Origin of the sequence: Nocardia sp. BMG51109 (assembly GCF_000526215.1) — a bacterium.
Taxonomy (GTDB): domain Bacteria; phylum Actinomycetota; class Actinomycetes; order Mycobacteriales; family Mycobacteriaceae; genus Nocardia.
Genome location: NZ_JAFQ01000004.1, coordinates 3,572,529 through 3,595,546 on the forward strand (window position 1 = coordinate 3,572,529; position 23,018 = coordinate 3,595,546).

The following is a 23,018-nucleotide window of genomic DNA, read 5'->3' on the forward strand; positions in this document are numbered from 1 at the left end:
GGAACTCGTCGCTCGGCGCGTCCGCGGCCCGGGATCGTGACGGTGGTTTCGGCCGAAGCGCCTCGTGTACGGGGGAGGGTATCCATTAGCAACTTCATATGATTGTCCATGAACTGGGCGTCTGACGTGTCTGCGGGATGAAACGGCCTTGTCGGCACATACTGGGCTAATGACCGCCGCCGTCGCCGAATCCCCCGAACCCGTCGGCCACGCCCGGGCCAATGTGGTCTTCGCCACGGTCGTGCTCGGCATGCTCATGGCCGCCCTCGACCAGACCATCGTGTCGACCGCGCTGCCGACGATCGTGTCCGACCTCGGCGGCGCCGGGCATATGGCGTGGGTGATGTCGGCCTATCTGCTCGCCGCGGCGGTGGCGACGGCCCTGGCCGGCAAGTTCGGCGACCTGTTCGGCCGGAAACGGGTGTTCCAGATCAGCGGCCTGATCTTCATCGTGGGATCCATGATCGCCGGGCTGGCGCACGGGATGACGCTGCTGGTGGTCGCCCGCGGCATCCAGGGCATCGGCGGTGGCGGTCTGATGGTCACCGCGATGGCGCTGATCGCCGACGTGATTCCGCTGCGCGAGCGCGGCAAGTATCAGGGTGCGCTGGGCGCGGTGTTCGGCGTGACCACCGTGATCGGCCCGACGCTCGGCGGGTTGTTCACCGATCATGCCAGCTGGCGCTGGTGTTTCTATGTGAACGTGCCGATCGCGATCGTGATGATCGTCGTTGCGGCCCGGGCGATCCCGGCCATCCGGACCGTCGAGCGCCCGGTGATCGACTACGCCGGTATCGCGCTGGTGGCGGCCGGGGTGAGCTGCCTGATCCTGGCGTTGGAATGGGGCGGGCAGGAGTACGCGTGGGGTTCGGTGACCATCATCGGCATGTTCGTGGGCGCGGCAATCCTGTTGGCGGCCTTCGTCGTCGTCGAGTCGCGGGCTCGGGAACCGATGCTGCCGATGCATCTGTTCCGGAGCAATGTGTTCACCGTCTGCTCGGTGCTCAGTTTCATCGTGGGCTTCGCCATGCTCGGGGCGATGACCTACCTGCCCGCCTATCTGCAGTACGTGAACGGGGTGTCGGCGACCGCGTCCGGCGTGCGCACGCTGCCGATGGTGGTGGGGCTGTTCACCACCTCGATCATCTCCGGCCAGGTGGTCGGGCGCACCGGCAAGTACAAGTACTTTCCGGTCGCCGGGACGGCCGTGATGGCGCTGGGCCTGTATCTGATGTCGACCATGGGCCGGACCACGGGCTTCTGGCTGGAATCGCTGTACATGCTGATCCTGGGGCTCGGCATCGGCCTGACCATGCAGGTGCTCACCATCGTGGTGCAGAACACCGTGCCCTACGCCGAACTCGGCACCGCCACCTCCGGCGTGACCTTCTTCCGGACCATCGGAAGTACGTTCGGCACCGCCATCTTCGGCACGCTCTACACCAACCGGCTGGAACCGAACCTGGCGGAGGCGCTCGCCCGGGTTCCCGGCGTACCACCCGCCGCCGCGGGCAATCCGCAACTGCTGCACGATATTCCGCTGGTGCAGCGGATTCCGATCGTCGATGCCTATGCGAACACGATCGACTATGTGTTCCGCTGGGTGGTCCCGATCGCGGTGGCCGGTTTCCTGGTGGCCTGGTTGCTGAGGCAGGTGCCGCTGCGTGACAGCGCCCGCGTCGACGCCACCGACGTGGGTGGCGGGTTCGCGGTGCCCGAATCCGTGGACCGCGTTGTGCTGCTGGAACATTCGCTGGCCAGCGTGATGCGGCGGCTGCGCGCCGACGAACTGCCCGACCCCCGCATCCTGGCGGCCGCGGAGAGCTCGCTGACCCGCGACCAGGCCTGGGCGATCGGGCAGGTGGAGATGCTGAACCGGGTGCGCGGCGGCGCCACGCTGACCGCGATCGCGCGGGCGCACTGGATGCCGCCGGAGGTGTTGGAACCGGTGTACGAGAAGGCCGTTCGCAACGGCTACGTCGAATTCGACGGTGATCTCGTGGATCTCACCGACGCCGGTCAGCAGCGGTTCGACGAGATCTTCGCCGCGTGGCGGCGATGGCTGTGCGACCACCTCGACGACTGGGACTGCTCCGACGCCGAGGACCGCCGCCTGCTGGACCAGGCGCTGGACAACATCGCCGCCAAGCTGCTCGACGAGACCGAACGGCCGGACGCGCTGCCGACGTCGGTCGGCTGATCCCTGCCCGCGGCGTCGGTCGGCTGATCCCTGCCCGCCGGTCCGGCGGGCAGGGGGCCGCGAATTCGGTTCAGACCTGGGCGAGTTCGGCCCGGACGTCGACCGGCGCATCCCAGTCGACGATGTAGCGCTGCTCGCGCGCCATCGTCTCCTCGATCTTCATCACGCGGCCCGCCAGCGGCATCAGCACCGGCATCATCCGGCGCATCACCGGGCCCATCGTCTTGCTGTGGCTGATCTTGGCGCCGCGCGCGGCGATCCGTTCCACGCGCGGGCGCCGAATCCGCTCGTAGATGCCGAAAGCCGTTGCCGGGTCGTCGATATCGCGCAGGCAGCGGGCCAGCTGGATACCGCTCTCGATGGCCAGGGACGCGCCCTGGCCGGTGCTGTTGGACGGCGCGTGTACCGCGTCGCCCACCAGGACCATCCGGCCGCGGTACCAGGTCGGCACCGGCGGCATGATGTGCAGGCCGCCGACGATCGCCAGGTCGTCCGCCGTGGTGTTGCGGGCGAGTTCACCGCCGGGCACGTCGTCGCCGTAGGTCTCGCGCAGGATGCGCAGCCAGTCCTCGGCGGGCACCTCCCGCGCCTGCGACAGCGACAGGTACTGCGTGTGCGGCAGGTTGACGCCCCAGCCGACCCGGCCGTCGGGCAGCGACCAGTACAGGTAGTAGGCGTTCTTGCCGTAGGCGAAAACCATTGTCTGCGGCGGGATGTCGACCGAGCACTCGGTGTAGGCGCCGAAGCCGAGCATGCCGAGATATTCGGCGGCGGGCGCGCCGGGGTCGATCAGCGTGCGCACCGCCGACTTGATGCCGTCCGCGCCGATCAGCACGTCGGCGGTGGCGGTGGAGCCGTCGGCGAAGCGGGCGGTGACGCCGTCGGCGTGTTCGTCGACGCCGGCCAGGCGCTTGCCGTATTCGATCGGGACGCCCACGGCGACGGCGGCGTCGTGCAGCACCTGGTGCAGCGCGGCGCGGTCGACGACCTGCAGCGGTTCGATACCGCCGAGCGTCGGCACGGCGATCTGCTTGTGCCCCAGCGACATCACGGTGTTCGGCATGGGCAGCGCGACCTTGCGCACGGCGTCGCCGACCCCGATGACGTCCAGCGCGGCCAGGCCGTTGGACTGGAAGCCGAGGGCGCTGCCGATGCCGAAGGCCGGCCCCGGATACGCCTCGTAGACGCGGGCCCGAATGCCCGCCTTGTGCAGTGCGGTGGCGGTCACCGGGCCGGCGATGCCGCCGCCGATGACCAGAGCGGTCCGAATGGACATGAGGGTTCTCCCCGGGTGGGTTCGGATGCCCGAACCGGTCACGCGGCGAGCCCGGTTATCCTGTAGTTGCCACATTCGGGCCGGGTTCGCCTGCGCGGAGGCGGTTCGAGACGGTGATTCGATCGGTCCCCGGTGAGGTGTTGCCGCACGTCGCCGGGGCCGGTTGCCTGGTGTTCAGGCGTCGTTCGACTGTCTGAAGTCCCCCCTCTCGACCATGTCGGCGACCTCCGCGGGCTCGAGGTCTTCGGCATGCATGCGCCGCCAGAAGTCGACGCCGGCAAAGGTTCCCGCGGTCAGCTCGTCGCGCAGGGCGGTGACCCACGCGCGCTCCGCCTCCAGCATGGCGGCCCGGTACTCGGACTCGATGAGAAACAGCCTCGGTATCCTGCTCGACTCGGCCGCGAGCGACTCGCGTTCGGCGGCGATGTCGTGGTCCAGTCGGCGCAGGCGCTCGGTCAGCAGGGTGACCACGTCGTCGGGCGGCAGCATCGCCGCGATGGACAGGGCGGAGACGAACCGGCGCGGCTCGGGTTCGGGCGTCGCGAGCAGTTCGCGGACCCAGTCGTCGGCCTCGGCGCGGCCGGCCTCGGTGAGGCGGTAGATCGTCCGCTCCGGCCGGGCGCCCGCGCGCTCGTTGCCGATGATCTCGAGCAGGCCGTGCTTCTCCAGGTTCCGCACCACGGTGTAGAGCGAGCCCCATTTGATGTCCATATCGCGCTCTTTGCCGCGCTCCTTCAGCGTGGCCGCGATCTCGTAGCGATGCATCGGCCGCTCGGCCAGGGTCGCCAGCACCGCCAGCGCCAGCAGATTGCCGACCTTCCGCCGCTGGGCCATCGCACCTCCTTACTCGTCTGCAAATATACGTCTGCGAGTATTTGGAGACAAGTATGTGCTGTCCGGCAACTTGTGTGGCCGGATGCGGCGACCACGTTTACTGTCTAGGTACGTAGATAGTATGCGGGGAGCCGTCCGGGATCCGGCGCGGCCGCACGACGAGGAGGTGCTGTGCGCACGCGCGGATTCGGGGAACTCGAGGCGGTGGTCATGGACCGCCTCTGGGACCGGAACGGCCACCCGACCACCGTCCGGGAGCTGTTCGACGAGCTGTCCGGCGAACGCGAGATCGCGTATACGACGGTCATGTCGACCATGGACAATCTGCACCGGAAGGGCTGGTTGAAGCGCCGCCGCGAGGGCAAGGCGTTCCGCTACTGGCCGACGCTGACCCGCGAACAGCACAGCGCCCGGCTGATGCGCGAGGCGCTGGACGACGGGGGCCGCTCCGAACTCGTGCTCGCGCACTTCCTCGAGCAGATCGGTCCGGAGGAGTCCGACCGGTTACGCGCGGCGCTGCGGAAGTTGACGGAGGGCTCGTGACGGTAGCTGTCGGCCTGTTCCTCTACGGGACCCTGGTGGCGCTGGTGGCACCGCGCGTGCTGCCCCGGCTGACACGGCACGGCGTCTTCCCGCAACTGGGCGTGCTGGCGTGGCTGGCCCTGATGGTCAGCGTGTTCAGTTCCTGGTGCGTCGGCTTGGCGGTCGCGCTGGTCGACATCACGCACATCTGGTTCCGGCCGGAGCGGCTGCTGGTCCTGGGGCTGCACGAAGCGGAAGAGATAGCGATCGGGCACGCCGGTGTCGCGGCCCAGCTGGCGCTGATCGCCGCAACCGTCGCATTGACCGTGATGGCCATGGTCCTCACTACCAGGTGGGCCCGATCGCACCGGCGGATGCGGTTGCGGGCCCGCGAACATGCCGAGGCGCTGCGGCTGACCGGCCGGCCGATGCACCGGCACGAATCCGGCGACGTGGTGGTGCTCGACACCGCCGAGCGCGCCGCCTACTGCGTGGCGGGTGCGCCGAACGTCGTGGTGGTGACCAGCGGCGCGTTGGCGGCGCTGGAAGACAGCGAGCTGGCCGCGGTGCTGGCGCACGAGCACGCCCACCTCCGGCACCGGCATCCGCTGGTGCTGACGGTGATGCGCGGGCTGGCGACGACGTTCCCGCGGCTGCGGCTGTGCACGGTCGGCGCGCGGGAGGTGGCGCGGCTGCTGGAGATGTGTGCCGACGATGCCGCGGTGCGCCGGCACGGCCGTGCCCCGCTGCTGTCGAGCCTGCTGACGCTGTCCGGTGCGGCGCCCTCGGGCGTGCTCTCCGCCAGCGGTGTCGACGTGCTCGCCCGCGCCGAGCGCCTGGCCGCGCCGCGCGACGGCCGGCATTTCCACACGCGCGCCGGGCTGCTCACCGGCATCGCGCTGGGTGTGGGCGGCCCGCTGCTGATCGCCGCCACGACCGCCTCGGGGATCCTGCTCTGCCTGCTCTGAACTACTTCGCGGCCTCGAGGTAGCGGTGAGCGACTGCTCGGGTGTGTATCGCCTCGGCGGCGCAGGGCAGGTCGTTAGGGTGGCGGATGTGCGAATCTTTCTGGCGGGTGCGAGTGGGGTGCTGGGCGTCCGGTTGACGCCGTTGTTGATCGCGGCGGGGTGCGAGGTGGCGGGGATGACGAGATCTCCCGACAAGGCGCCGATGCTGGCCGAGCTCGGGGCCGAGCCGGTGGTGTGCGACGTGTACGACGCCGCGGCACTCGAGCAGGCGGTACGTGCCTGCGCGCCCGATATGGTGATGCACCAGCTCACCGACCTCCCCGACGATGCCGCCGAGCTGGCGGCCGGGCGGGCCGCCAATGCGCGCATGCGCCGCGAGGGCACCACCAACCTGCTCGCGGCCGCGCGGGCCGCCGGGGTCGAGCGTGTGCTGGCGCAGAGCGTCGCGTGGGAGCTGAGCGGAGAAGGCAAGGCCGCCAAGGAGTTTCTGGAGGAGTCGGTGCGCGGCGCCGACGGCGTGGTGCTGCGTTACGGGCAGTTCTACGGGCCCGACACCTACTACCCCGACCTGCGCGAACAACCCGATCCGCCGCGCATCCACCTCGATGAGGCCGTGGCGCGCACCGTCACGGCGCTCGACCTCGCACCGGGCACGTACGCGCTCGTCGATGACGGTCAGGTGGATTTCGAACCCGTGCAATGAGATTCGTCGGCCGCGGCAGATGACCGATGCCGCCGTGGGTGTTACCGTCGGCCCCATGGCGGACCGGCGTGACATTCAGCACCGACTGGTGACGACCTTCCAGCGCAATATCGGCAATCCGATGCTGCGGCGCATGGGCGTGCAGACGCTGTTGGAGACGACGGGCCGGGTGAGCGGGCAGGCGCGCCTCACCCCGATCGGCGGACGCCGCGTCGGCGACTCGTTCTGGTTCGTCTCCGAATTCGGTGAGCGCTCCCAGTACATCCGCAATATCCGGGCCGACAACCGGGTGCGGTTGCGGCTGAACGGCCACTGGCACACCGGCACCGCGCACCCGGTGCCGGACGACGACGCGCGGGCGCGCCTCCGGCAGCTGCCCCGGGCCAACAGCGCGATCGTGGGCACGGTCGGCACCGACCTGCTCACCGTGCGCATCGATCTGGACTGATCGCGCTGTGGGATCCGTGCCGGGCGGCAACCGAGTCGCGGGGGAGCGGATGCCCCGGGTGTCGGTGTGCTCGCCTAGGGTACGGGTGTGCCTCGCGACCTAGCCGATCTACCGTATGCGCGCTTTCTGGAAGACCTCGGTACCGAGCCGGAGCCCGATACCGACTACGAGAGCGTGCATGTCGACGCGGCCACTTTCGACGCTCTCGATGCCTGCGGCAGCATGTTCACCGAATCCGCTTTCACCGGCGTCACGTTCACCGGCGGCGCGCTGCGCCACGCCAGATTCGACGACGTCTGGCTGTGCAATGTGCGCTGGATCGGCACCGGCCTCGGCCAATCCGGCTGGCTGAACAGCGAATTCGTCGATTCCGCGCTGTCCGGTGTCGAGGCCGTCGGCTGTCAGCTGCGCCGGGTCCGGTTCGAGGGCTGCAAATTCGACTCGGTCAACCTGCGCAACGCGGTTCTTCGGGACGTCACGTTCGCCGATTGCGTCCTGCGCGACACCGATTTCGGCGAGGCGGCACTCACCAGGGTGAGCTTCCCGGGCACCCGGCTGGACGAGGTCGCGCTGCACGGCTCGACGCTGCACGAGGTCGACCTGCGCGGCGCGGTCAACCTGGAGATCACCGCCGGTATCGACGCACTGCGGGGCGCCACGATCAATACGGTGCAGCTGCTCGATCTCGCCCCGGCGTTTGCGCGTGCGGCGGGAATTATTGTGCGCGACAACTGAATTCGTGCTTCCCGGTGCGCAGGAACGGCCATCTCGCCGCCGTAGGCGACCAGTTGCGTGGTGATACAGGCGCGCTGCGCGGCTCCACCATCAGTACGGTGCGGCTGCTCGATCTCGCCTCGGCGTTTGCGCGTGCGGCGGGAATTATTGTGCTCGGCAACTGAATTCGTGCTTCCCGGTGCGCAGGAACGGCCATCTCGCCGCCGTCGACGACCAGTTGCGTGGTGAGGTAGCCGTACTCCGGATCGGCCGCGGTGAAAACGAGTGCCGCGGTGGCCGAGAACGACCCGATGAGCACCCGGCATCGGAACCCGCCGCGAGTTGTGAGACCGGTTGTGGCGCAGGACGAGCCGGGATCGTGAACGGGCGCGCGCTACAGTCGATGTGGCGAAGCGGGTATCGGGTTGCTTCCTGTGGCGATGCGAGCGTCGTCGCGCGGTCTCGGGCCCGAGGCACGGAGGGTGGCGTCGACGGTGCGGAATCCTCGGCCCGGTAGCGAGGTCAGTGCTCGAGCGGGATGACCCGCGCGGTGGCCGTGGCGGTGCCGACCACCGCACCGTCGGGATTGCGCAGTTCGCCTGCGAGGAATGCGATGTCGCCGTCGCGGCGCACGACGCGGCCGGTGCCGCGCAGGCGGCCGGTCCGGGCGGGGCGCAGGAAGCTCACCTGCATGTCCAGCGTGGACTGGAACTCGCCCGGCCCGAGCGTGGCCAGCAGGGCGGGGCCGACCGTGTCGTAGAGCATGGCGGCGACGAAGGCGCCCAGCACCTCGCCGAGCGGATTGGTGAATGCCTCCGTCGCGGTGAAGGCGAGTTCGATTGTTCCGCTGTCGATATCGGCGTCGATGAATTCGAAGCCGAGGGTCTGCGCGGCCCGGGGGATCGGGACCCGGCCCTCGACTCCCTCCCAGAACAGTCCGCGCCGCTGCTCGTTCATGCTTCCACTGTGTCAGGCGGGCGGTGGATCTGCCAGGGGCGGATCAGTGGCCGGACAGTCCGGGGATCTGGCCGATGCCGTAGGTGACGGCCATCGCCAGGGCGCCGCCGATCACCACGCGGGCGGTGGCGCGGCGCGGGTTGCTGCCGCCGAGGCGGGCGCTGATCGACCCGGTGCAGGCCAGCGCGACCAGCACGGCCACGATCGTCACCGGAACCCGCCACGACGGCGGCGGCAGCAGGATGGCCAGCAGCGGCAGCAGGGCGCCGCAGGTGAATGCCACGGCCGAGGAGGCGGCGGCCTGCCAGGGGTTCGTCAGCTCGTTCGGGTTCAGTCCCAGCTCGGCCTCGGCGTGCGCGGCGAATGCGTCGTGGGCGGTGAGCTCCCGGGCGACCTGGTGCGCGGTCTCCGGCGACAGGCCCTTGGCCCGGTAGATCTGGGCGAGTTCGGCCAGTTCGTAGTCGGGTTCCTCGGCGAGTTCCCGCTTCTCCTTCGACAGCAGGGCCTTCTCGGTGTCGCGCTGGGTGCTGACCGAGACGTATTCGCCCGCCGCCATCGAGATCGCGCCCGCCACCAGCCCGGCCACGCCGGCGGCCAGGATCGGCGTGGTGCTGGTGGTCGCCGACGCCACACCGACCACCAGCCCGGCGGTGGACACGATGCCGTCGTTGGCGCCGAGCACTCCGGCCCGCAGCCAGTTCAGCTTCGATATCAGGCCCTGGCCGTGCGGTTCGGACGGATGCGTCCCGGTGTCGTTCACGTTCAGCAGATTAGGCCCCCGGGGTCGGCGTTCCGGGGATCCGGGAGCGGGAGTGTGTGGGAGGTACCGGGGGAATCGCTGCTCACCGGCCCGGACGCCGGCCGGTAGTATCCGTGGATGTGAATCCCATTGTCACTCGGGTCATGTCCACTCTCGCCGGGCAGCTGGGCAATCCGCACGGATTGCTGGGTAAGGGCGTGGCGGCCATGCTCGATCGCGGAAACCGGGCCATGGTCGCCGGTGCCGTCGAGGCGGCGGAGGTCGCCCCGGGCGCGGCGGCGGCCGATATCGGATTCGGTGGCGGCGTGGGACTGTCGCTGCTGCTGGATCGGGTCGGCGCGGGTGGCACCGTGCACGGCGTGGAGATCTCGCCGGACATGCTGGCGCGGGCCAGGTCCCGCTTCGTCTCCGAGGTCGGCGCCGGGCGGTTGCGGCTGCTCACGGGGTCGCTGACCGAACTGCCGCTGGCCGATGCCGCCGTGGACGCGGCGATCACGGTGAACACCGTGTACTTCGTGCCCGAGCTGGATCGTGCGTGCGCCGAGCTGGCCCGCGTGGTGCGGCCCGGCGGTCGCGTGGTGGTCGGTATCGGTGATCCGGCGGCGATGGCCCGAATGCCGTTCACGGCCTACGGATTCCGGCTGCGGCCGGTCGCGGACGTGATCGGCGAGCTGGAGCGGGTGGGCTTCGCCGTCGAGGATCGCGTCATCGAGCACCGGCCGGTTCCGGCGCACCTGCTCGTCGCGCGGCCGTCCGGGAGCTGAGCGCCCTCGTCTCCCGCACCGGGCGGATTTTCTCTCGTAGGATCCCGACGTGGACATGAGTGCGAGCGTCGAACTTCCGGACGGCTGGGAGGAGTGCGTTCGTACCGTGCTGGCCGTCTCGCCGCGGCCGGAGCTGGCGGATGGGGAGCTGCGGTTGCTCGGCGCGGGCATGGACAGCCTGGCGCTGTTGCTGGAGCGGCCCGAGGGGGCGTATGTGCTGCGGCTGCCGCAGGATCCGCACGGGGCCGAGGGGATCGCACGCGAGGCTCGCCTGCTGCCGGAGCTTGCCGGACTGCTGCCGGTGCCGATACCACGATTCCTGTTCACCGCCCCGAATCCGTTGGGCCCGGGGGAGTTCTGTGTCTATCCGGTGGTACCGGGCGAGTCCGTGCCCGAGGAGAGGTGGCACGAGCGGGGGCTGCTGGACCTGCCCGCGGTTCCCTGGCGCATCGCCGAGCTGATCGAGGGAGTGCACGCCTTCCCGGTCTCCCGAGCTCGCGAGCTGGGCATCGAGTTGTGGGATCTGCGGGCGGATTTCACCGAGGATCTGGAATCCGTTCGCGCCGAGGTGGTTCCGCTGCTGTCGTCGGCGGAGGCGACGATGCTGCTGAACGCCTGGGACGACTATCTCGGGGACGACGTGAATTTCACGAACCGGCCCACGCTGGCGCACGCAGACCTGAGCCTGGACCATCTGCTCGTCACGGGTTCCGAGATCAGCGGGCTGATCGACTTCGGCGACGTGGCGATCACCGACCCCGACTACGACCTGTGCTACCTGTATCCGGAGGCCGGACGGGATTTCGTCGGGCGCGTACAGCATTGCCGCGGAATGGAACTCGACTCCCGGACCGAGACCAAGCTGCGCTTCTGGGCCTGCGCGGACCCGGCGCTGGACGTGCTGGACTCGATCGAGAAGGACCTCCCGCGGTTCCGGGCGGAGCGGCTGCGGGTGCTGACCGAGGCCCTCGAGCAGTTCCAGGGGGAGTAGCCGATCGGGTCACCGGCCGCTTGCGCACCACATCGACGGCGAGGAAATCCGGCTCGTCGCGCGCATCGCGCCGGTGATCGGGGCGCACCCGGCCGAGGTGCGGTGATCACGGGCTCGCGAAAACCGCTTGCCCGGCGCGGCAGGATGGTCTGGTGAACGAGCGGACGGTAACGGTGGACGGTATCGCGGTCACCGACTTCGGCGGTGCCGGTCGGCCGATGGTCGCGCTGCACGGAAGTTTCGGGCGCGCAAGCATATTCGACGGACTGGCCCGTGAACTCGCCGGCCGGGCCCGGATCGTCGCCCCGGATCAGCGGGGCCACGGTTACACCGGTCGTGCCGACAGTTACGCGAGCGATGATTTCGTCGGCGATGCCGCCGGGGTGATCGAGCGCCTGGGTCTGGCTCCGGTCGTGGTGTTCGGGCATTCACACGGCGGAATTACCGCCTACCGCCTCGCCGCCCGGCACCCGGAGCTGGTGTCGGCGTTGGTCATCGAGGATGTCGGCCCGGTGATGCGGCCGCCCGAGATAGCCCGTCCGATCCTGGACGTGCGTGGCTGGCCCGCCGAAGCGTCCACGAAAAATCAACTGGCCGAGGCGATCCGGTCGCGCGGCGTCCCCGATCCAGGCTATTTCATGCAGAGCGCCGAACCGGCCGACGGCGGCTGGCGGCTGCTGTTCGACTGGGATGACATGATGGCCGTGCAGGCCGGCGGCGTCGGCGACTGGTGGGAAGAGTGGCTCGGATCTACTTGTCCCGCATTGGTTTTACGTGGCGAGCACAGCACGCTACTGCCCGCCGAACTGGCCGCTCGGATGATCGCTCGGCGGCCCGGTAGCCGTCTCGTGGAGTTCGCCGGCGCCGGGCACTGGATTCACGACGACGACCCCGCCGGGGTCGCCCGCGCGGTGGCCGGCTTCCTCGGCGAACTCGGCCTCAGTCCAGGTCGTAGCGCATGAACACGTCGGCGCGGTCGTAGGGCATCGGGCCGATCCGGTCGGGCGGGACGTGCACGAAGCCGATGGATTCGTACAGGTGGACCGCGTCCTTCAGGATGCTGTTGCTCCCCAGGAACAGGGCCGTGGCGCCGTGCTCGCGAGCGTAGTCGACGGCGGCCCGCAGGATGATCCGGCCGAGGCCGCGGCCGCGCCGGTCGCGGGCGACGGCCATCTTGGACAGCTCGAACACGCCGTCGCCCTCCGGGACGAGCGCTACGCATCCGACGACATCCTCGCCCTCGCGGGCGATCAGCACCTGGCCGCCCTCGGCGATGATCTTGTGCTCGGGATCGTCCAGGGTCGCGGAGTCGGCGGGTTCCAGGGAGAACAGTTCGACGATCCACGCCTCGTTGAGTTCCTTGAACGCGCGCGCGTCGGCCGGGCCGGACATCGGCTCGACGACGAGGGCGGCGGGGGAGGTAACGGGTCCGGTCTGCTGGGTCACGACGCCAGCCTGCCCGCGACAGAACCATTACGTCCAATACATGATAGGTCCAATTGATACGTTCAACTTATGAACGAGGGAGTGGAGCTGCGCCACCTGCGCTATTTCCTCGCGGTAGCCGAGGAGTTGCACTTCGGCCGGGCGGCGGCCCGGCTGCACATCGCGCAGCCCGCGCTGACCCAGCAGATCCAGCGGCTGGAGACGCTGCTGGGTACCAGGCTGTTCGACCGCACCTCGCGCAGCGTCGCGCTCACGCCGGCGGGGCAGGTGCTGCGGGAACGCGCCGCGACGATCCTGCGACACGCGAGCCGCGATCTCGACGAGGTGGCGCGCATCGGCCGGGGCAGCCAGGGCAAGCTCTATCTCGGATTCGTGCCGTCGGTGCTCCCGTTGAAGCCGTTGCGCAGCGTCCGGCAGTTCCGCGACCGCTACCCGCTGGTCCGGATCGAACTCGTCGAGGGCTACACCACGCACATGATGGCGCAGCTCGGCCACGGCGCGCTCGATCTGGCGATCGTGCGCGATCCGGACGAACAACCCGGCACGGTCGCGTTCCCGCTGGCCACCGAGCCGTTCATGGCGGTGCTGCCCGTCGAGCACCCGCTCGCCGACCGCCCCGCCCTCAGCGGCGCCGAACTCGCCGGCGATCCGCTGGTGTTCTTTCCGCGGGCCGCGGGCGCGGTCGCCCACGACAAGAACCTGCGCCCGCTGGTGGAGGCCGGCTGCCGGCCGAACATCGTGCAGGAGGGCAACACCTGGACCACGGTGCTGTATCTGGTGGGCGAGGGGCTCGGCGTCACCATCGCACCGCGCAGCGCGACATTCACCGCACCGCAGAGCGTGCGGGTCGTGCCCTTGGCCGAAACCGATGCCACGACAACCGTTTACGCCGTGCACCGCAGCGGCGACGACCGCGCCCTGGTGCACAACTTCCTGGCGCTGCTGCCGGACAATGATGTGTAGCAGCGGCATTCGACCGCAGGTGAGCGTAGCGGTCCGAGCGCCGGTGACGCCGTCGTTCCCCGCCCCGGCATGCCACGATGGTTCGCTCGCGTTCTTGTGCGGGCCGATAGGAGGAAGCGGCCGGTCGGCCCGCCCCGGCCGGTGCACCTGTCGTCGCGACGGCCGAGCGCCGTGCACGCCGCCGTCGCGAAAGGTCGGCGGTGGCATGATTGTCGCGAAGGTCGGCGGTGGCGTGGTTGTCGCGGAGATCGGCCGCGGTACGGCGAGTCGTCTGCCGGGGGCCCGGTGTCGGGGCAAAGATCTCGGCCGAGCCGGCCCGCGCACGGCAGACTGTCCCCATGCTCAACCTCCGAATCATGTCGCCCGCCGACATGACCGACGACGTCCTCGAGGCGCTCGACAGCGACGACAGCGTGAGTGGTCTGGCGGTGATGCGTGGCGCGGCACTGCGGCCGGTCGGTGACGTCGTCACGGCGAACGTGGCGCGGGAGGCCGCCAACGACATCATCGCCCGGCTGCGCGGACTGGGCGTCCACCATCGCGGCAGCATCGAGATCCAGCAGGTGCCCACCTGGCTGTCGCGGAGCGGGTTCGAGGCCGAGATCCGCTGTCCGGGTAGTGCTTCCGACTCGGTCGTGTGGGCCGATGTCGCCCAGCGCTCCTACGAGGCCACCGAGCTCAACTGGACCTATCTGAGCTTCATGACCCTCGCGACGGTGATCGCGAGCATCGCCATCATCAGCGACTCGCAGGTGCTCGTCATCGGTGCGATGGTGCTCGGCCCGGAGTTCGGCGCGATCGCCGCGCTCGGCGTGGCCCTGGTGCGGCGTCGCTATGTGCTGGGCATGCTGGCCATCCGAACCCTGGTGCTGGGCTTCGTCGCGGCCATCGTCGCCACGCTGGTGCTGGCGCTGATCGGCCGGGCGCTGGGCTGGATCACCCTCGACGACGTGGTGGGCCCGCGCCCGGGCACCGCCTTCATCTACTCACCGGACAAGTGGTCGTTCATCGTGGCCCTGGTCGCGGGGGCGGCCGGTGTGCTGTCACTGACCTCGGCGAAGGCGACCGCCCTTGCGGGCGTGTTCATTTCGGTGACGACGGTGTCGGCCGCGGGCAATATCGCGCTCGGGGCGGCCTTCGGGGTCGGGTCCGCGATCGCGGAGAGTTCGTTGCAGCTGCTGGTGAACATCGCCGGGATGGCGCTGGCCGGGTGGGGCACGCTGGCGCTGCAGAACGTCCTGTGGTCGCGGATCTCGGTGCGCCGCGCCAGGGCCATGCTGCGCCCGCGCCGCATGTTGTGAACGGTGGGGCGGGCCGGCCGCTGCCGGTGGACGGCGTGGATCAGTCCTGGCCGTTGCCCCGGGCCGCGGGTGCGTCGTTGCGTGAGTCCGAGTGCCCGCGTACCTTCTTGGCGGCGATGGCGTGCGGCACCGTGCCGAGTGCGGCCCCGACCAGCGCGCTGGAGACCACGCCGACGAGGAAGGTCGGCACGCCGAACGAGGTGGCCGCGGGTGTCGCGAACCCGAGGACGAGCGCGAACGCCAGCACCGCGCCGGATGCCGCGATCAGCGCTGCCAGGAGTCTCTTGCTCATGGTGTCCCTCCGCAGGAGTAAGAGATTCGGCGCGACCCGATGGTGGCTCGGGGTGAGCGTCTCCCCCCGATCGGAGACCGTCGCGCTACACGATAGTGACGCTACGGACTGGCGTGACGCCAGTAGGGCGGCCGGGTTTCGGAAAATTAGGGACTAAAGTCCCACAATGCGACCCGGGTGATTCCGGCCGATATCGCCTGGCCCCGGTGCGAATCATTTGCGATCCGCGCGGAATCGCGTTCGCGTGGCGCCCGTCACCCGGGCGGTGACCCGGTACGCTCGGGAGCGTGATCACTCGGATGCGGTCGGCGGCGCTGCTGGTGTGCGCGCTCGTCGTGTCCGGGTGGGCCGTGCTCGCGATGCCGGTGAGTGAGCCGAATTCGCTCGTGGCCGTAGGCGCCGTGGCGGCGGTGGCGCTGGCCGTGGTGGCGGCACAGACCGCGCGGGCCACGCTGCTGCCCGTGGTCGTGCACGCCGGGCCGCCGGCATCCGCGCAGCGGCGGCGCCGGGGATCGTTTCTGCGCCAGAGCAATCCGGATGCCGCCGGTCGGGTGCGGCCCAGGGCGCCGGGTAGCGGAGCCTGACCGCGTCGTAGGACGTGGTCGGCAGTTTCGCTGACCCTGTTTCCCTTTCGCCCGTGCGCGGGCGCCACACCGTGAGGTGTTCTCCCATGCTCGATTTCGTGTACTACCCGGTGTCCGCCGTGCTGTGGTTGTGGCACACCGGATTCGCCGCCCTGCTCGGCGCGGGCAGCGGCCCGGCCTGGGTGCTGGCGATCGTTTTTCTCGTCGTCACCGTCCGGGCACTGCTGGTGCGGCCGTTCCTGGCGCAGGTGCGGTTCTCCCGGACCATGTCGGTACTGCAACCGCAGGTGCGGGAGTTGCAGGCCAAGTACTCCGGCGACCGCGAGAAACTGGTGGCGGAGACCCGGAAGTTACAGCAGCAGCACAACTTCAGCGTGCTGCGCGGGTGCCTGCCGGTGGTCGGGCAGCTGCTGCTGTTCCTCGGCCTCTACCACGTGCTGCGGTCGTTCGACCGCACCGGACCCGTCTCGCAGGTGCCGTTCCTGGGCAGTTCGGCCTCGATGAGCGCCGCCGACAACGCCAACACGGCCAACTACCTGTTCTCGCCGGAACAGGTGCGGTCGTTCCTGGACGCCGAGCTGCTCGGCACCCCGCTGACCGCGACCCTGGCCACGTCGGGTTCGGCGCTGGCCTCCTTTGTGGCCGTGGCGATTCCGCTGGTGCTGATCGGCGCCCTCGCCACCCACGGCACGGCCCGGGCATCGATCGCGCGTCAGCTCGAGACGACGCCGCAGACCAGGATGATCAACTGGATGACGCTGTGGGTGCTGCCGCTCTTCACCGCCGCGGCCGGCCTGATCATGCCGCTGGGCATCCTGGTGTACTTCGCCACCAGCAACACCTGGACCTTCGTGCAGCAGTACGTGGTGCACCGGCGTTCGGAGCCGCTGCCGGCCGCGCCGTCGGAGCGCCGCGAGAACGGGGCCGACTGAGCGAATCCGGTGGTTGGCATGGATTCCGGCCGGAAGCGCGCCGGAACGAAGTACTGCGGCTGGGCACGGAATACCCGTGCCCAGCCCAGCTCACCTGCTCGTGGTGGCCCGGCTGTGGGCCTGGCGGAACGGGTCGTCACGGCGTGGGCCCCGGGCGGCCGCCGCGCCCGGGAACCCGGGGTGGGCGACCACCACCGCGGCGACGGTGAGGATCTGGTCCACATCGACGCCGCTCGCGGCCAGCCGGGCGATGATGCCCAGCCGCCGCTCCTGACCGTCGGGGCGGATCACGATCTCCCGGCCGCCCCGCTCGGCGACGAATCGCCGACGCCGCGCGTCGTAGCGCACCGGCACCCCGTCGCGCACGGCCAGGTAGGCGTCCACGTCGAGATCGCGGTGCCGCTCGGCGTCGATCATCAGACCGTCGAGGAGCCGCTCGGCCTGCTTCACCAGCAGGTGTTGCACCGACGGATCGGCGAACCGGATCCGCAGGTCCACCCGTCGCCAATGGTCCGCGACGGGGCCGGCCAGCAGCTCCCGGTGCCGCTCGATCTCGGCGGCCAGCCGATCGCCGGCGCGGTTGTCGGACGTCGACGAGTAGAACTCGGCCATGAGTACGCCTTTCCTCGGGTTGCGGTTTACCTTGCGTTGCAACCTGATCGGCGTCCGACGAGAACAAGTATGCCGGAGGGGTACGACAAGTTTTGCCGCGCCGGCGGCCACGGTGTCGTGCCCTCGGCCCGGCCCCGGGATCGTCCGGGTCGGCACCGTCGGATAACGACGTACGTCCGGTCGGCGGGCCCCTCGGCCCGAACACGGGCAAGCGGACGGCGCCTCGGTGACGGGATCGTCAGTGCGTCGACTCCGCGGCCTCGCTCACCGGCGCGGCCTCGCGGCGACCCCAGCCGGCACTCGCCTCCGCCCGCATGCGCTCCACCATGTGCGGGTAGTGCAGCTCGAAGGCCGGTCGCTCGGAGCGGATCCGTGGCAGTTCGAAGAAGTTGTGCCGCGGCGGCGGGCAGGTGGTGGCCCATTCCAGCGAATTGCCGTGCCCCCACGGATCGTCCGCGGTCACCACCTCGCCGTAGCGGTAGCTCTTGAAGACGTTCCAGGCGAACGTGACCATCGAGAACCCGAGCACGAACGAGCCGACCGTGGAGATCACGTTCAGCGTCGTGAACCCGTCGGTCGGCAGGTAGTCGGCGTAGCGGCGCGGCATCCCCTCCGCGCCCAGCCAGTGCTGGACCAGGAAGGTCAGGTGGAAACCGAAGAACGTGGACCAGAAGTGGATTCGGCCCAGCCGCTCGTCCAGGAAACGCCCGGTCATCTTCGGGAACCAGAAGTAGATGCCGCCGAAGGTCGCGAACACGATCGTGCCGAACAGCACGTAGTGGAAGTGCGCGACCACGAAATAGCTGTCGGAGACGTGGAAGTCCAGCGGCGGGCTGGCCAGGATGACCCCCGACAGGCCGCCGAACAGGAAGGTGGTGATGAACCCGAGCGCCCACAGCATCGGCGTCTCGAACGTCAGCTGCCCCTTCCACATGGTGCCGATCCAGTTGAAGAACTTCACCCCCGTCGGCACGGCGATCAGGAAGGTCATCAGCGAGAAGAACGGCAGCAGCACCGCTCCCGTGGCGAACATGTGGTGCGCCCACACCGCCATCGACAGCGCCGCGATGGACAGCGTCGCGTAAACCAATGTGGTGTAACCGAATACGGGCTTGCGGCTGAACACCGGAATGATCTCCGTGATGATCCCGAAGAACGGCAGCGCCACGATGTAGACCTCGGGATGGCCGAAGAACCAGAACAGGTGCTGGTAGAGGATCGCCCCGCCGTTGGCCGGATCGTAGATGTGCGCGCCCAGGTGCCGGTCCAGCAGGAGCGCCATCAGCGCCGCCGTCAGAATCGGAAAGGCCAGCAGCACAAGGATGCTCGTCACCAGGATGTTCCAGGTGAAGATCGGCATCCGGAACATGGTCATGCCCGGGCAGCGCAGGCATACCACGGTGGTGACCATGTTGACGCCGCCGAGGATGGTGCCGAGCCCCGACACCGCCACGCCCATGATCCACAGATCCCCGCCGACGGTGGGCGCGTGCTCGGCCACGCTCAGCGGCACATAGGCCGTCCAGCCGAAATCGGCCGCGCCGCCGGGGGTGAGGAAGCCGGCGGTCGCCATCGTGGCGCCGAACAGATACAGCCAGTAGCTCAGCGCGTTCAGTCGCGGGAACGCCACGTCCGGCGAGCCGATCTGTAGTGGCAGTACGCAATTCGCGAAGCCGAATACGATCGGGGTCGCGTAGAACAGCAGCATGATGGTGCCGTGCATGGTGAACAGTTGGTTGAACTGTTCACCCGACAGGAATTGCAGTCCCGGCCGCGCCAGCTCGGTGCGCATCAACAGCGCCATCAGCCCGCCGACGAGGAAGAACGCCACCGAGGTGACGATGTACATGACCCCGAGCAACTTGGGGTCGGTGGTGGTGACGATGTTCCAGATATAGGAACCCTTCGGGGCGATCCGCCGGGGATAGGGCCTGACGGCTTCGATCTCGGCGGCGCCGCGAGACGGTGCTGTGGTCACAGATCCTCCTCGAGCCCAACCTCCTCGCAGTGTGGCACCGCAGCAAGATCAATTGGGCCGTAATCGTCGTCGCTATGGTCGCCCGGTATTCGCCGGATCGGGTCGCCGCCATCGCTGCGCGGGGATGCGGTGGATTCCGGCCGTTCGGAACGGCTGTGCCACCTCGACGGCGCGTCGCACGGCCGTCGAGCCGCCCGGTGAAGATGTAGCCACCGATTCGCCAATGACCCGGTCCCGGGCCGGACCCCTACGGCGCGTCCCGATCGCCGACGACGATCCACGCTGGTCCCGACCTTCCACGGGCGCCCGCGGGCGAAACTCATCGAACAAAACAAGAACGTGTTCTACAGTGGCTGCGGGTCGATACGAGGAGGTGGCCGCGGATGGACACGCACGCGCTGGAGGAGATACGGGCGCTGAAGTACCGCTACCTGCGGTCGCTGGACCTGAAGCAGTGGGACGAGTTCGCCGGCACGCTGACCGAGGACGCCACCGGGGACTACGGATCGCCGTCCGGCGGCGGCCCGCTGCGGTTCACCGGCAGCGCCGAGATCGTCGGCTACATGCGTTCGGCGCTGAACGGCAACATCATCACCGTGCACGTGTGCAGCCACCCCGACATCGAGGTGGACGGCGAAACGGCCACCGGCAGCTGGTGTCTCGAGGACACGGTGATCGTGCCGGACTTCGACGTGATGATCCGCGGCGCCGCCTACTACCGCGACCGCTACCGCAAGGACGACGGCCGGTGGCGCATCGCCCACACCGGATACGAGCGCCTGTACGAGGCCACGATGCCGCTGTCGGGTGTCACGCTCACCGCCAACCGCTGGGCGCCCGCCGCCCCTTGACGGTCGAGCCGCCGGAAGCCGCCGGGCCGCCGCATCGACTTCCTGGCAGCACCCGGCCGCGGCGACCGGTGTGTGGCGGGCGCGGGCTGCTCGCGGTCACCACCGGACGGATGCTGTTCGTCTCCGGCGGCGGTTCGGGCAGCCACTACGCCTACGAGATGCCGGTGGCGGCACTGCTGTCGGCGCGATCGACCGACGACACCGGCATCCCCGAACCGGAAGCGATCGCCGGGAATCCGCGCGCTACGGAACGCGACCCGAACAACACTCCCGCTATTCGAAGGTGTATCGCTGCCACTCCGGTGCGCAGCGCGGATCACCACGAATTCCCCTGCGCCGCTTGATGAGTCCGGCGAAGGGTGGAGGGGGTGGCGTGGAACCAGCGGCGGGTGGCTCGCGTGAGTGCGGACTGCTCGGAAAGTCCCAGCAGGCGGGCGATCTGGGTCATGGGGAGATCGGTGGCGGTGAGGTAGCGCCGGGCCTCGGTGCGCCGGACGTCGTCGAGGACGGCGGCGAACGACGTGCCCTCGGCCGCGAGGCGGCGTTGCAGCGTGCGCGGATGCATCGTGAGAAGCCTTGCAACAGTGGATATTTCGGGTGTGGCGGTGCCCAGCAACTGGCGTACCGCGGCGCGCACCTTCGGCTCGACGCTCGCGCCCGCGCCGGCGGACTGCTCGGCCAGGAATGCCAGCGCCAGCCGGCGCAGCGTCTCGTCGCCGCCGGCCACCGCCCGGGTGGTGAGGCTGCTCGGCACCCGCAGGACCGCGGCCGGGCGCTCGAAACGCACCGGGGCGCCGAAGAATTCCTCGTACACCGCGCGGGCCGCGGGGGGCCGGTAGGGCAGTTCGACGGTGCGCAGGCCGTACGGCCCGTCCACCAGCCGGTACAACGCCCGGTGCAGAAACCCCAGTCCGAGATCGGTGCCCTGGACCGGGGTCGGCAGCCCCGGACCCACGCCGTAGTGCAGCGCCGTGACGCCACGGTCGCCGTACGGGTCGGGCTCCCGAGCCAGGCTCAGCGACTCGGCGTGCACGAACAGGTAGCGCGACGTGCAGTCGAGCGCGTCGGCCAGGGTGGGGGAGCTGCGGATGGCCAGCGCCAGCGGGCCGAGCATGCCGAGATCCTGCCGCGTGGCGATCCGCAGCCCGAGGTCCGGGCAGCGCAGCCGGTGGGCCGCGATCTCCAGCACCATCGCCATGGCCTCGTCGGGCACCAGCAGATCGTCGGTGTCCAGCGCGGCGACGGGCAGCCCGGCCGCGACCGCGAACTCCTCCGCGTCGCCGCCCAGCTCGGCTACCGTGGCGCGGAAGCCCCGCAGGCCCGCCGACCGTATGACCGACATGTCGCCTAGAGTTAAATAGTTGTCGTGAAAAGTCAAGAAGCGGACGGCCCGGAACCGCACACTGGAGGCATGACTGTGGCTGGAGAACATCTCGATGTCGTCATCGTGGGCGCGGGCCTGTCGGGCATCGGCGCCGCCTACCGGCTGCAGACCGAACACCCCGGCCGCAGCTACGCACTCCTCGAGGCGCGCGAGGCGCTGGGCGGAACGTGGGACCTGTTCCGCTACCCCGGGGTCCGCTCGGACTCCGACATGTTCACCCTGGGTTATCCGTTCAAGCCCTGGCGCGATGCCAAGTCGATCGCCGACGGTCCGTCGATCCTGCGCTACATCACCGAGACCGCGGAGCAGTACGGCATCGATGAGCGAATCCGGTACGGCACCAAGGTGATCGGAGCCGACTGGTCGAGCGAGGAGGCCCGCTGGACGCTCACCATCCAGCAGGGCGGCGAAACGCGCACCCTGACATGTGGATTCCTGTACTGCTGCGCCGGCTACTACGACTACGACCAGGGTCACGCCCCGGAATTCCCGGGCCTCGAATCGTTTTCGGGACAGCTGGTGTACCCGCAGTTCTGGCCGGAGGATCTCGACCACGCCGGTAAGCGGGTGGTCGTGATCGGCAGCGGAGCGACGGCCGTGACGCTGGTGCCGTCCATGGCGGAGCAGGCCGGGCACGTCACCATGTTGCAGCGCTCGCCGAGCTGGATCTCCGCGGTGCCGGGCCGGGACAAGTACGCCGACCGGATCCGCGACCTGCTTCCGCCGAAACCGGCGCATCGGCTCATCCGCGCCAAGAACATCCTGTTCAGCGTGGGTTTCTACCAGTACTGCCGGCGGCGGCCGGAGAAGGCGCGCAAGCTGCTCACCGGTCTGTCCACTCGCATTCTGAAGGACGAGCGGCTCGTCGCCGAGCACTTCACGCCCACCTACGAGCCGTGGGATCAGCGGTTGTGCGCCGCGCCCGACGCCGACTTCTTCCGGGCCGTGAAGAAGGGGACGGCCGAGGTCGTCACCGACACCATCGAAACCTTTGTGCCCGAAGGGATCCGGCTGCGGTCCGGGCGGGTGCTGGAGGCCGATGTGGTGGTGTCGGCGACGGGGCTGAAGCTGCTGGTCTTCGGCGGAATGTCGCTGACCGTGGACGGCCGGTCGGTGGATATGACCGATCAGTTCGTCTGGCAGGGCACCATGCTCACCGGCGTCCCGAACTTCGCCGTCTGCATCGGCTACACCAACGCCTCCTGGACGCTGCGCGCCGACCTCAGCTCGCGGCTGGTCTGCAAGGTGTTGGCGCATCTGGACCGGCGCGGCTACCGGGCCGTCGTCCCCGAACCGCAGGGCGCCCTCACCGAGCGCCCGCTGCTGGACCTCGCCTCGGGCTACATCCAGCGGTCGGTCGGCGAGTTCCCCCGCCAGGGCGACCGGCATCCGTGGCGGGTGCGACAGAACTACCTGCTCGACGCCGCCACGACCATGCGAACCAACCTGGACAAGACGCTGAAGCCGGTACATCCGACGCGCGAACTCGAGCGCGTCTGAGGGGTCGGCCCGGCGACGCGGTGTCGATCCGGGCCCGA

The 23,018-nt window shown here is 69.5% G+C and carries 25 protein-coding genes; 16 read left to right on the forward strand and 9 right to left on the reverse strand.

Features of this window, described 5'->3' with window-relative positions; all coding sequences use genetic code 11:
- Positions 1-169 precede the first annotated feature (169 nt).
- Positions 170-2,200, forward strand: coding sequence for an MFS transporter (locus tag D892_RS0117775; protein ID WP_024802539.1), 2,031 nt, complete (start codon positions 170-172; stop codon positions 2,198-2,200).
- Positions 2,201-2,270: 70 nt separating this feature from the next.
- Here the strand turns inward: D892_RS0117775 and D892_RS0117780 are convergent, their stop codons facing one another.
- Together D892_RS0117780 and D892_RS0117785 are read right to left on the reverse strand one after the other, a co-directional pair.
- Positions 2,271-3,476 carry an FAD-dependent monooxygenase gene (locus D892_RS0117780; protein WP_024802540.1) on the reverse strand — a complete coding sequence of 402 codons (1,206 nt, stop codon included), beginning with the start codon at positions 3,474-3,476 and terminating at the stop codon, positions 2,271-2,273.
- Between the two features lie 174 nt (positions 3,477-3,650).
- On the reverse strand, positions 3,651-4,310 hold the full coding sequence (locus D892_RS0117785) for a PadR family transcriptional regulator (RefSeq protein WP_024802541.1): 660 nt from the start codon (positions 4,308-4,310) through the stop codon (positions 3,651-3,653).
- Positions 4,311-4,481: 171 nt separating this feature from the next.
- On the opposite strand from D892_RS0117785, the gene D892_RS0117790 reads away from it, so the two are divergent.
- The 5 genes from D892_RS0117790 to D892_RS0117810 all read left to right on the forward strand — a co-directional run bounded on the left by D892_RS0117790 (position 4,482) and on the right by D892_RS0117810 (position 7,686).
- On the forward strand, positions 4,482-4,853 hold the full coding sequence (locus D892_RS0117790; protein WP_024802542.1) for a BlaI/MecI/CopY family transcriptional regulator: 372 nt from the start codon (positions 4,482-4,484) through the stop codon (positions 4,851-4,853).
- Positions 4,850-5,800, forward strand: a complete 951-nt coding sequence (locus tag D892_RS0117795) for a M56 family metallopeptidase (RefSeq protein WP_024802543.1) — start codon at positions 4,850-4,852, stop codon at positions 5,798-5,800. The genes D892_RS0117790 and D892_RS0117795 overlap by 4 nt, the downstream gene beginning before the upstream one ends.
- 88 nt (positions 5,801-5,888) lie before the next feature.
- The gene (locus tag D892_RS0117800) at positions 5,889-6,503 is read left to right on the forward strand and encodes an NAD(P)-dependent oxidoreductase (protein WP_024802544.1); all 615 of its coding nucleotides are present in this window, start codon (positions 5,889-5,891) and stop codon (positions 6,501-6,503) included.
- Positions 6,504-6,558: 55 nt separating this feature from the next.
- Positions 6,559-6,951, forward strand: coding sequence for a nitroreductase/quinone reductase family protein (locus D892_RS0117805; protein ID WP_024802545.1), 393 nt, complete (start codon positions 6,559-6,561; stop codon positions 6,949-6,951).
- An 87-nt stretch (positions 6,952-7,038) separates the two neighbouring features.
- The gene (locus D892_RS0117810; RefSeq protein WP_024802546.1) at positions 7,039-7,686 is read left to right on the forward strand and encodes a pentapeptide repeat-containing protein; all 648 of its coding nucleotides are present in this window, start codon (positions 7,039-7,041) and stop codon (positions 7,684-7,686) included.
- 501 nt (positions 7,687-8,187) lie between these two features.
- Here the strand turns inward: D892_RS0117810 and D892_RS0117815 are convergent.
- Entirely contained in the window at positions 8,188-8,622 is a 435-nt protein-coding gene (locus D892_RS0117815) for a PaaI family thioesterase (RefSeq protein WP_024802547.1), read from the reverse strand.
- 43 nt (positions 8,623-8,665) lie between these two features.
- Complete coding sequence (locus tag D892_RS0117820) at positions 8,666-9,382, reverse strand: VIT family protein (protein WP_024802548.1); 717 nt, start codon at positions 9,380-9,382, stop codon at positions 8,666-8,668.
- Positions 9,383-9,501: 119 nt separating this feature from the next.
- Here D892_RS0117820 and D892_RS0117825 point away from each other — a divergent pair, with 119 nt between their 5' ends.
- The 3 genes from D892_RS0117825 (at position 9,502) to D892_RS0117835 (ending at position 12,099) form a co-directional block, all read left to right on the forward strand.
- The gene (locus D892_RS0117825; RefSeq protein WP_024802549.1) at positions 9,502-10,146 is read left to right on the forward strand and encodes a class I SAM-dependent methyltransferase; all 645 of its coding nucleotides are present in this window, start codon (positions 9,502-9,504) and stop codon (positions 10,144-10,146) included.
- Positions 10,147-10,201: 55 nt separating this feature from the next.
- Positions 10,202-11,137 (forward strand): phosphotransferase family protein, encoded by a 936-nt coding sequence (locus D892_RS0117830; RefSeq protein ID WP_024802550.1) that lies wholly within the window; start codon positions 10,202-10,204, stop codon positions 11,135-11,137.
- A gap of 152 nt (positions 11,138-11,289) precedes the next feature.
- Positions 11,290-12,099, forward strand: a complete 810-nt coding sequence (locus D892_RS0117835) for an alpha/beta fold hydrolase (protein ID WP_024802551.1) — start codon at positions 11,290-11,292, stop codon at positions 12,097-12,099.
- Here D892_RS0117835 and D892_RS0117840 read toward each other — a convergent pair.
- On the reverse strand, positions 12,077-12,583 hold the full coding sequence (locus D892_RS0117840) for a GNAT family N-acetyltransferase (RefSeq protein ID WP_198036915.1): 507 nt from the start codon (positions 12,581-12,583) through the stop codon (positions 12,077-12,079). The genes D892_RS0117835 and D892_RS0117840 overlap by 23 nt on opposite strands.
- Positions 12,584-12,652: 69 nt before the next feature.
- Between D892_RS0117840 and D892_RS0117845 the strand changes: the two genes are divergently transcribed.
- Both D892_RS0117845 and D892_RS0117850 read left to right on the forward strand, forming a co-directional pair.
- Complete coding sequence (locus D892_RS0117845) at positions 12,653-13,546, forward strand: LysR substrate-binding domain-containing protein (protein WP_024802553.1); 894 nt, start codon at positions 12,653-12,655, stop codon at positions 13,544-13,546.
- Between the two features lie 338 nt (positions 13,547-13,884).
- On the forward strand, positions 13,885-14,847 hold the full coding sequence (locus tag D892_RS0117850) for a DUF389 domain-containing protein (protein WP_024802554.1): 963 nt from the start codon (positions 13,885-13,887) through the stop codon (positions 14,845-14,847).
- A 40-nt stretch (positions 14,848-14,887) separates the two neighbouring features.
- Here D892_RS0117850 and D892_RS0117855 read toward each other — a convergent pair whose 3' ends face one another.
- The gene (locus D892_RS0117855; protein WP_024802555.1) at positions 14,888-15,139 is read right to left on the reverse strand and encodes a hypothetical protein; all 252 of its coding nucleotides are present in this window, start codon (positions 15,137-15,139) and stop codon (positions 14,888-14,890) included.
- Positions 15,140-15,426: 287 nt separating this feature from the next.
- Here D892_RS0117855 and D892_RS0117860 point away from each other — a divergent pair, with 287 nt between their 5' ends.
- Both D892_RS0117860 and yidC read left to right on the forward strand, forming a co-directional pair.
- Positions 15,427-15,723, forward strand: coding sequence for a DUF6412 domain-containing protein (locus D892_RS0117860; protein ID WP_024802556.1), 297 nt, complete (start codon positions 15,427-15,429; stop codon positions 15,721-15,723).
- An 86-nt stretch (positions 15,724-15,809) separates the two neighbouring features.
- On the forward strand, positions 15,810-16,655 hold the full coding sequence (gene yidC, locus D892_RS0117865) for a membrane protein insertase YidC (RefSeq protein WP_024802557.1): 846 nt from the start codon (positions 15,810-15,812) through the stop codon (positions 16,653-16,655).
- A gap of 90 nt (positions 16,656-16,745) precedes the next feature.
- Here yidC and D892_RS0117870 read toward each other — a convergent pair whose 3' ends face one another.
- A complete protein-coding gene (locus tag D892_RS0117870) occupies positions 16,746-17,267 on the reverse strand; it encodes a hypothetical protein (protein WP_024802558.1) in 522 nt (173 codons plus the stop codon).
- 238 nt (positions 17,268-17,505) lie between these two features.
- A complete protein-coding gene (ctaD, locus tag D892_RS0117875) occupies positions 17,506-19,245 on the reverse strand; it encodes a cytochrome c oxidase subunit I (RefSeq protein ID WP_024802559.1) in 1,740 nt (579 codons plus the stop codon).
- Between the two features lie 383 nt (positions 19,246-19,628).
- Between ctaD and D892_RS0117880 the strand changes: the two genes are divergently transcribed.
- Together D892_RS0117880 and D892_RS0117885 are read left to right on the forward strand one after the other, a co-directional pair.
- Positions 19,629-20,096, forward strand: coding sequence for a nuclear transport factor 2 family protein (locus D892_RS0117880; protein WP_024802560.1), 468 nt, complete (start codon positions 19,629-19,631; stop codon positions 20,094-20,096).
- A gap of 110 nt (positions 20,097-20,206) precedes the next feature.
- Positions 20,207-20,440, forward strand: coding sequence for a hypothetical protein (locus D892_RS0117885; protein ID WP_156959551.1), 234 nt, complete (start codon positions 20,207-20,209; stop codon positions 20,438-20,440).
- Here the strand turns inward: D892_RS0117885 and D892_RS0117890 are convergent.
- Positions 20,413-21,438 carry an AraC family transcriptional regulator gene (locus D892_RS0117890; protein WP_024802562.1) on the reverse strand — a complete coding sequence of 342 codons (1,026 nt, stop codon included), beginning with the start codon at positions 21,436-21,438 and terminating at the stop codon, positions 20,413-20,415. The two genes, D892_RS0117885 and D892_RS0117890, sit on opposite strands and share 28 nt — an antisense overlap.
- Before the next feature lie 69 nt (positions 21,439-21,507).
- On the opposite strand from D892_RS0117890, the gene D892_RS0117895 reads away from it, so the two are divergent.
- Positions 21,508-22,980, forward strand: a complete 1,473-nt coding sequence (locus D892_RS0117895) for an NAD(P)/FAD-dependent oxidoreductase (RefSeq protein ID WP_024802563.1) — start codon at positions 21,508-21,510, stop codon at positions 22,978-22,980.
- Positions 22,981-23,018: the final 38 nt, after the last annotated feature.

Excerpts from the sequence above, each read along its gene's own strand:
- D892_RS0117775 (WP_024802539.1), top strand. The coding sequence starts at position 170 with ATGACCGCCGCCGTCGCCGAATCCCCCGAACCCGTCGGCCACGCCCGG.
- D892_RS0117780 (WP_024802540.1), bottom strand. The coding sequence starts at position 3,476 with ATGTCCATTCGGACCGCTCTGGTCATCGGCGGCGGCATCGCCGGCCCG.
- D892_RS0117785 (WP_024802541.1), bottom strand. The coding sequence starts at position 4,310 with ATGGCCCAGCGGCGGAAGGTCGGCAATCTGCTGGCGCTGGCGGTGCTG.
- D892_RS0117805 (WP_024802545.1), top strand. The coding sequence starts at position 6,559 with ATGGCGGACCGGCGTGACATTCAGCACCGACTGGTGACGACCTTCCAG.
- D892_RS0117815 (WP_024802547.1), bottom strand. The coding sequence starts at position 8,622 with ATGAACGAGCAGCGGCGCGGACTGTTCTGGGAGGGAGTCGAGGGCCGG.
- D892_RS0117830 (WP_024802550.1), top strand. The coding sequence starts at position 10,202 with ATGAGTGCGAGCGTCGAACTTCCGGACGGCTGGGAGGAGTGCGTTCGT.
- D892_RS0117845 (WP_024802553.1), top strand. The coding sequence starts at position 12,653 with ATGAACGAGGGAGTGGAGCTGCGCCACCTGCGCTATTTCCTCGCGGTA.
- D892_RS0117850 (WP_024802554.1), top strand. The coding sequence starts at position 13,885 with ATGCTCAACCTCCGAATCATGTCGCCCGCCGACATGACCGACGACGTC.
- D892_RS0117855 (WP_024802555.1), bottom strand. The coding sequence starts at position 15,139 with ATGAGCAAGAGACTCCTGGCAGCGCTGATCGCGGCATCCGGCGCGGTG.
- yidC (WP_024802557.1), top strand. The coding sequence starts at position 15,810 with ATGCTCGATTTCGTGTACTACCCGGTGTCCGCCGTGCTGTGGTTGTGG.
- D892_RS0117870 (WP_024802558.1), bottom strand. The coding sequence starts at position 17,267 with ATGGCCGAGTTCTACTCGTCGACGTCCGACAACCGCGCCGGCGATCGG.
- D892_RS0117880 (WP_024802560.1), top strand. The coding sequence starts at position 19,629 with ATGGACACGCACGCGCTGGAGGAGATACGGGCGCTGAAGTACCGCTAC.
- D892_RS0117885 (WP_156959551.1), top strand. The coding sequence starts at position 20,207 with ATGCTGTTCGTCTCCGGCGGCGGTTCGGGCAGCCACTACGCCTACGAG.
- D892_RS0117890 (WP_024802562.1), bottom strand. The coding sequence starts at position 21,438 with ATGTCGGTCATACGGTCGGCGGGCCTGCGGGGCTTCCGCGCCACGGTA.
- D892_RS0117895 (WP_024802563.1), top strand. The coding sequence starts at position 21,508 with ATGACTGTGGCTGGAGAACATCTCGATGTCGTCATCGTGGGCGCGGGC.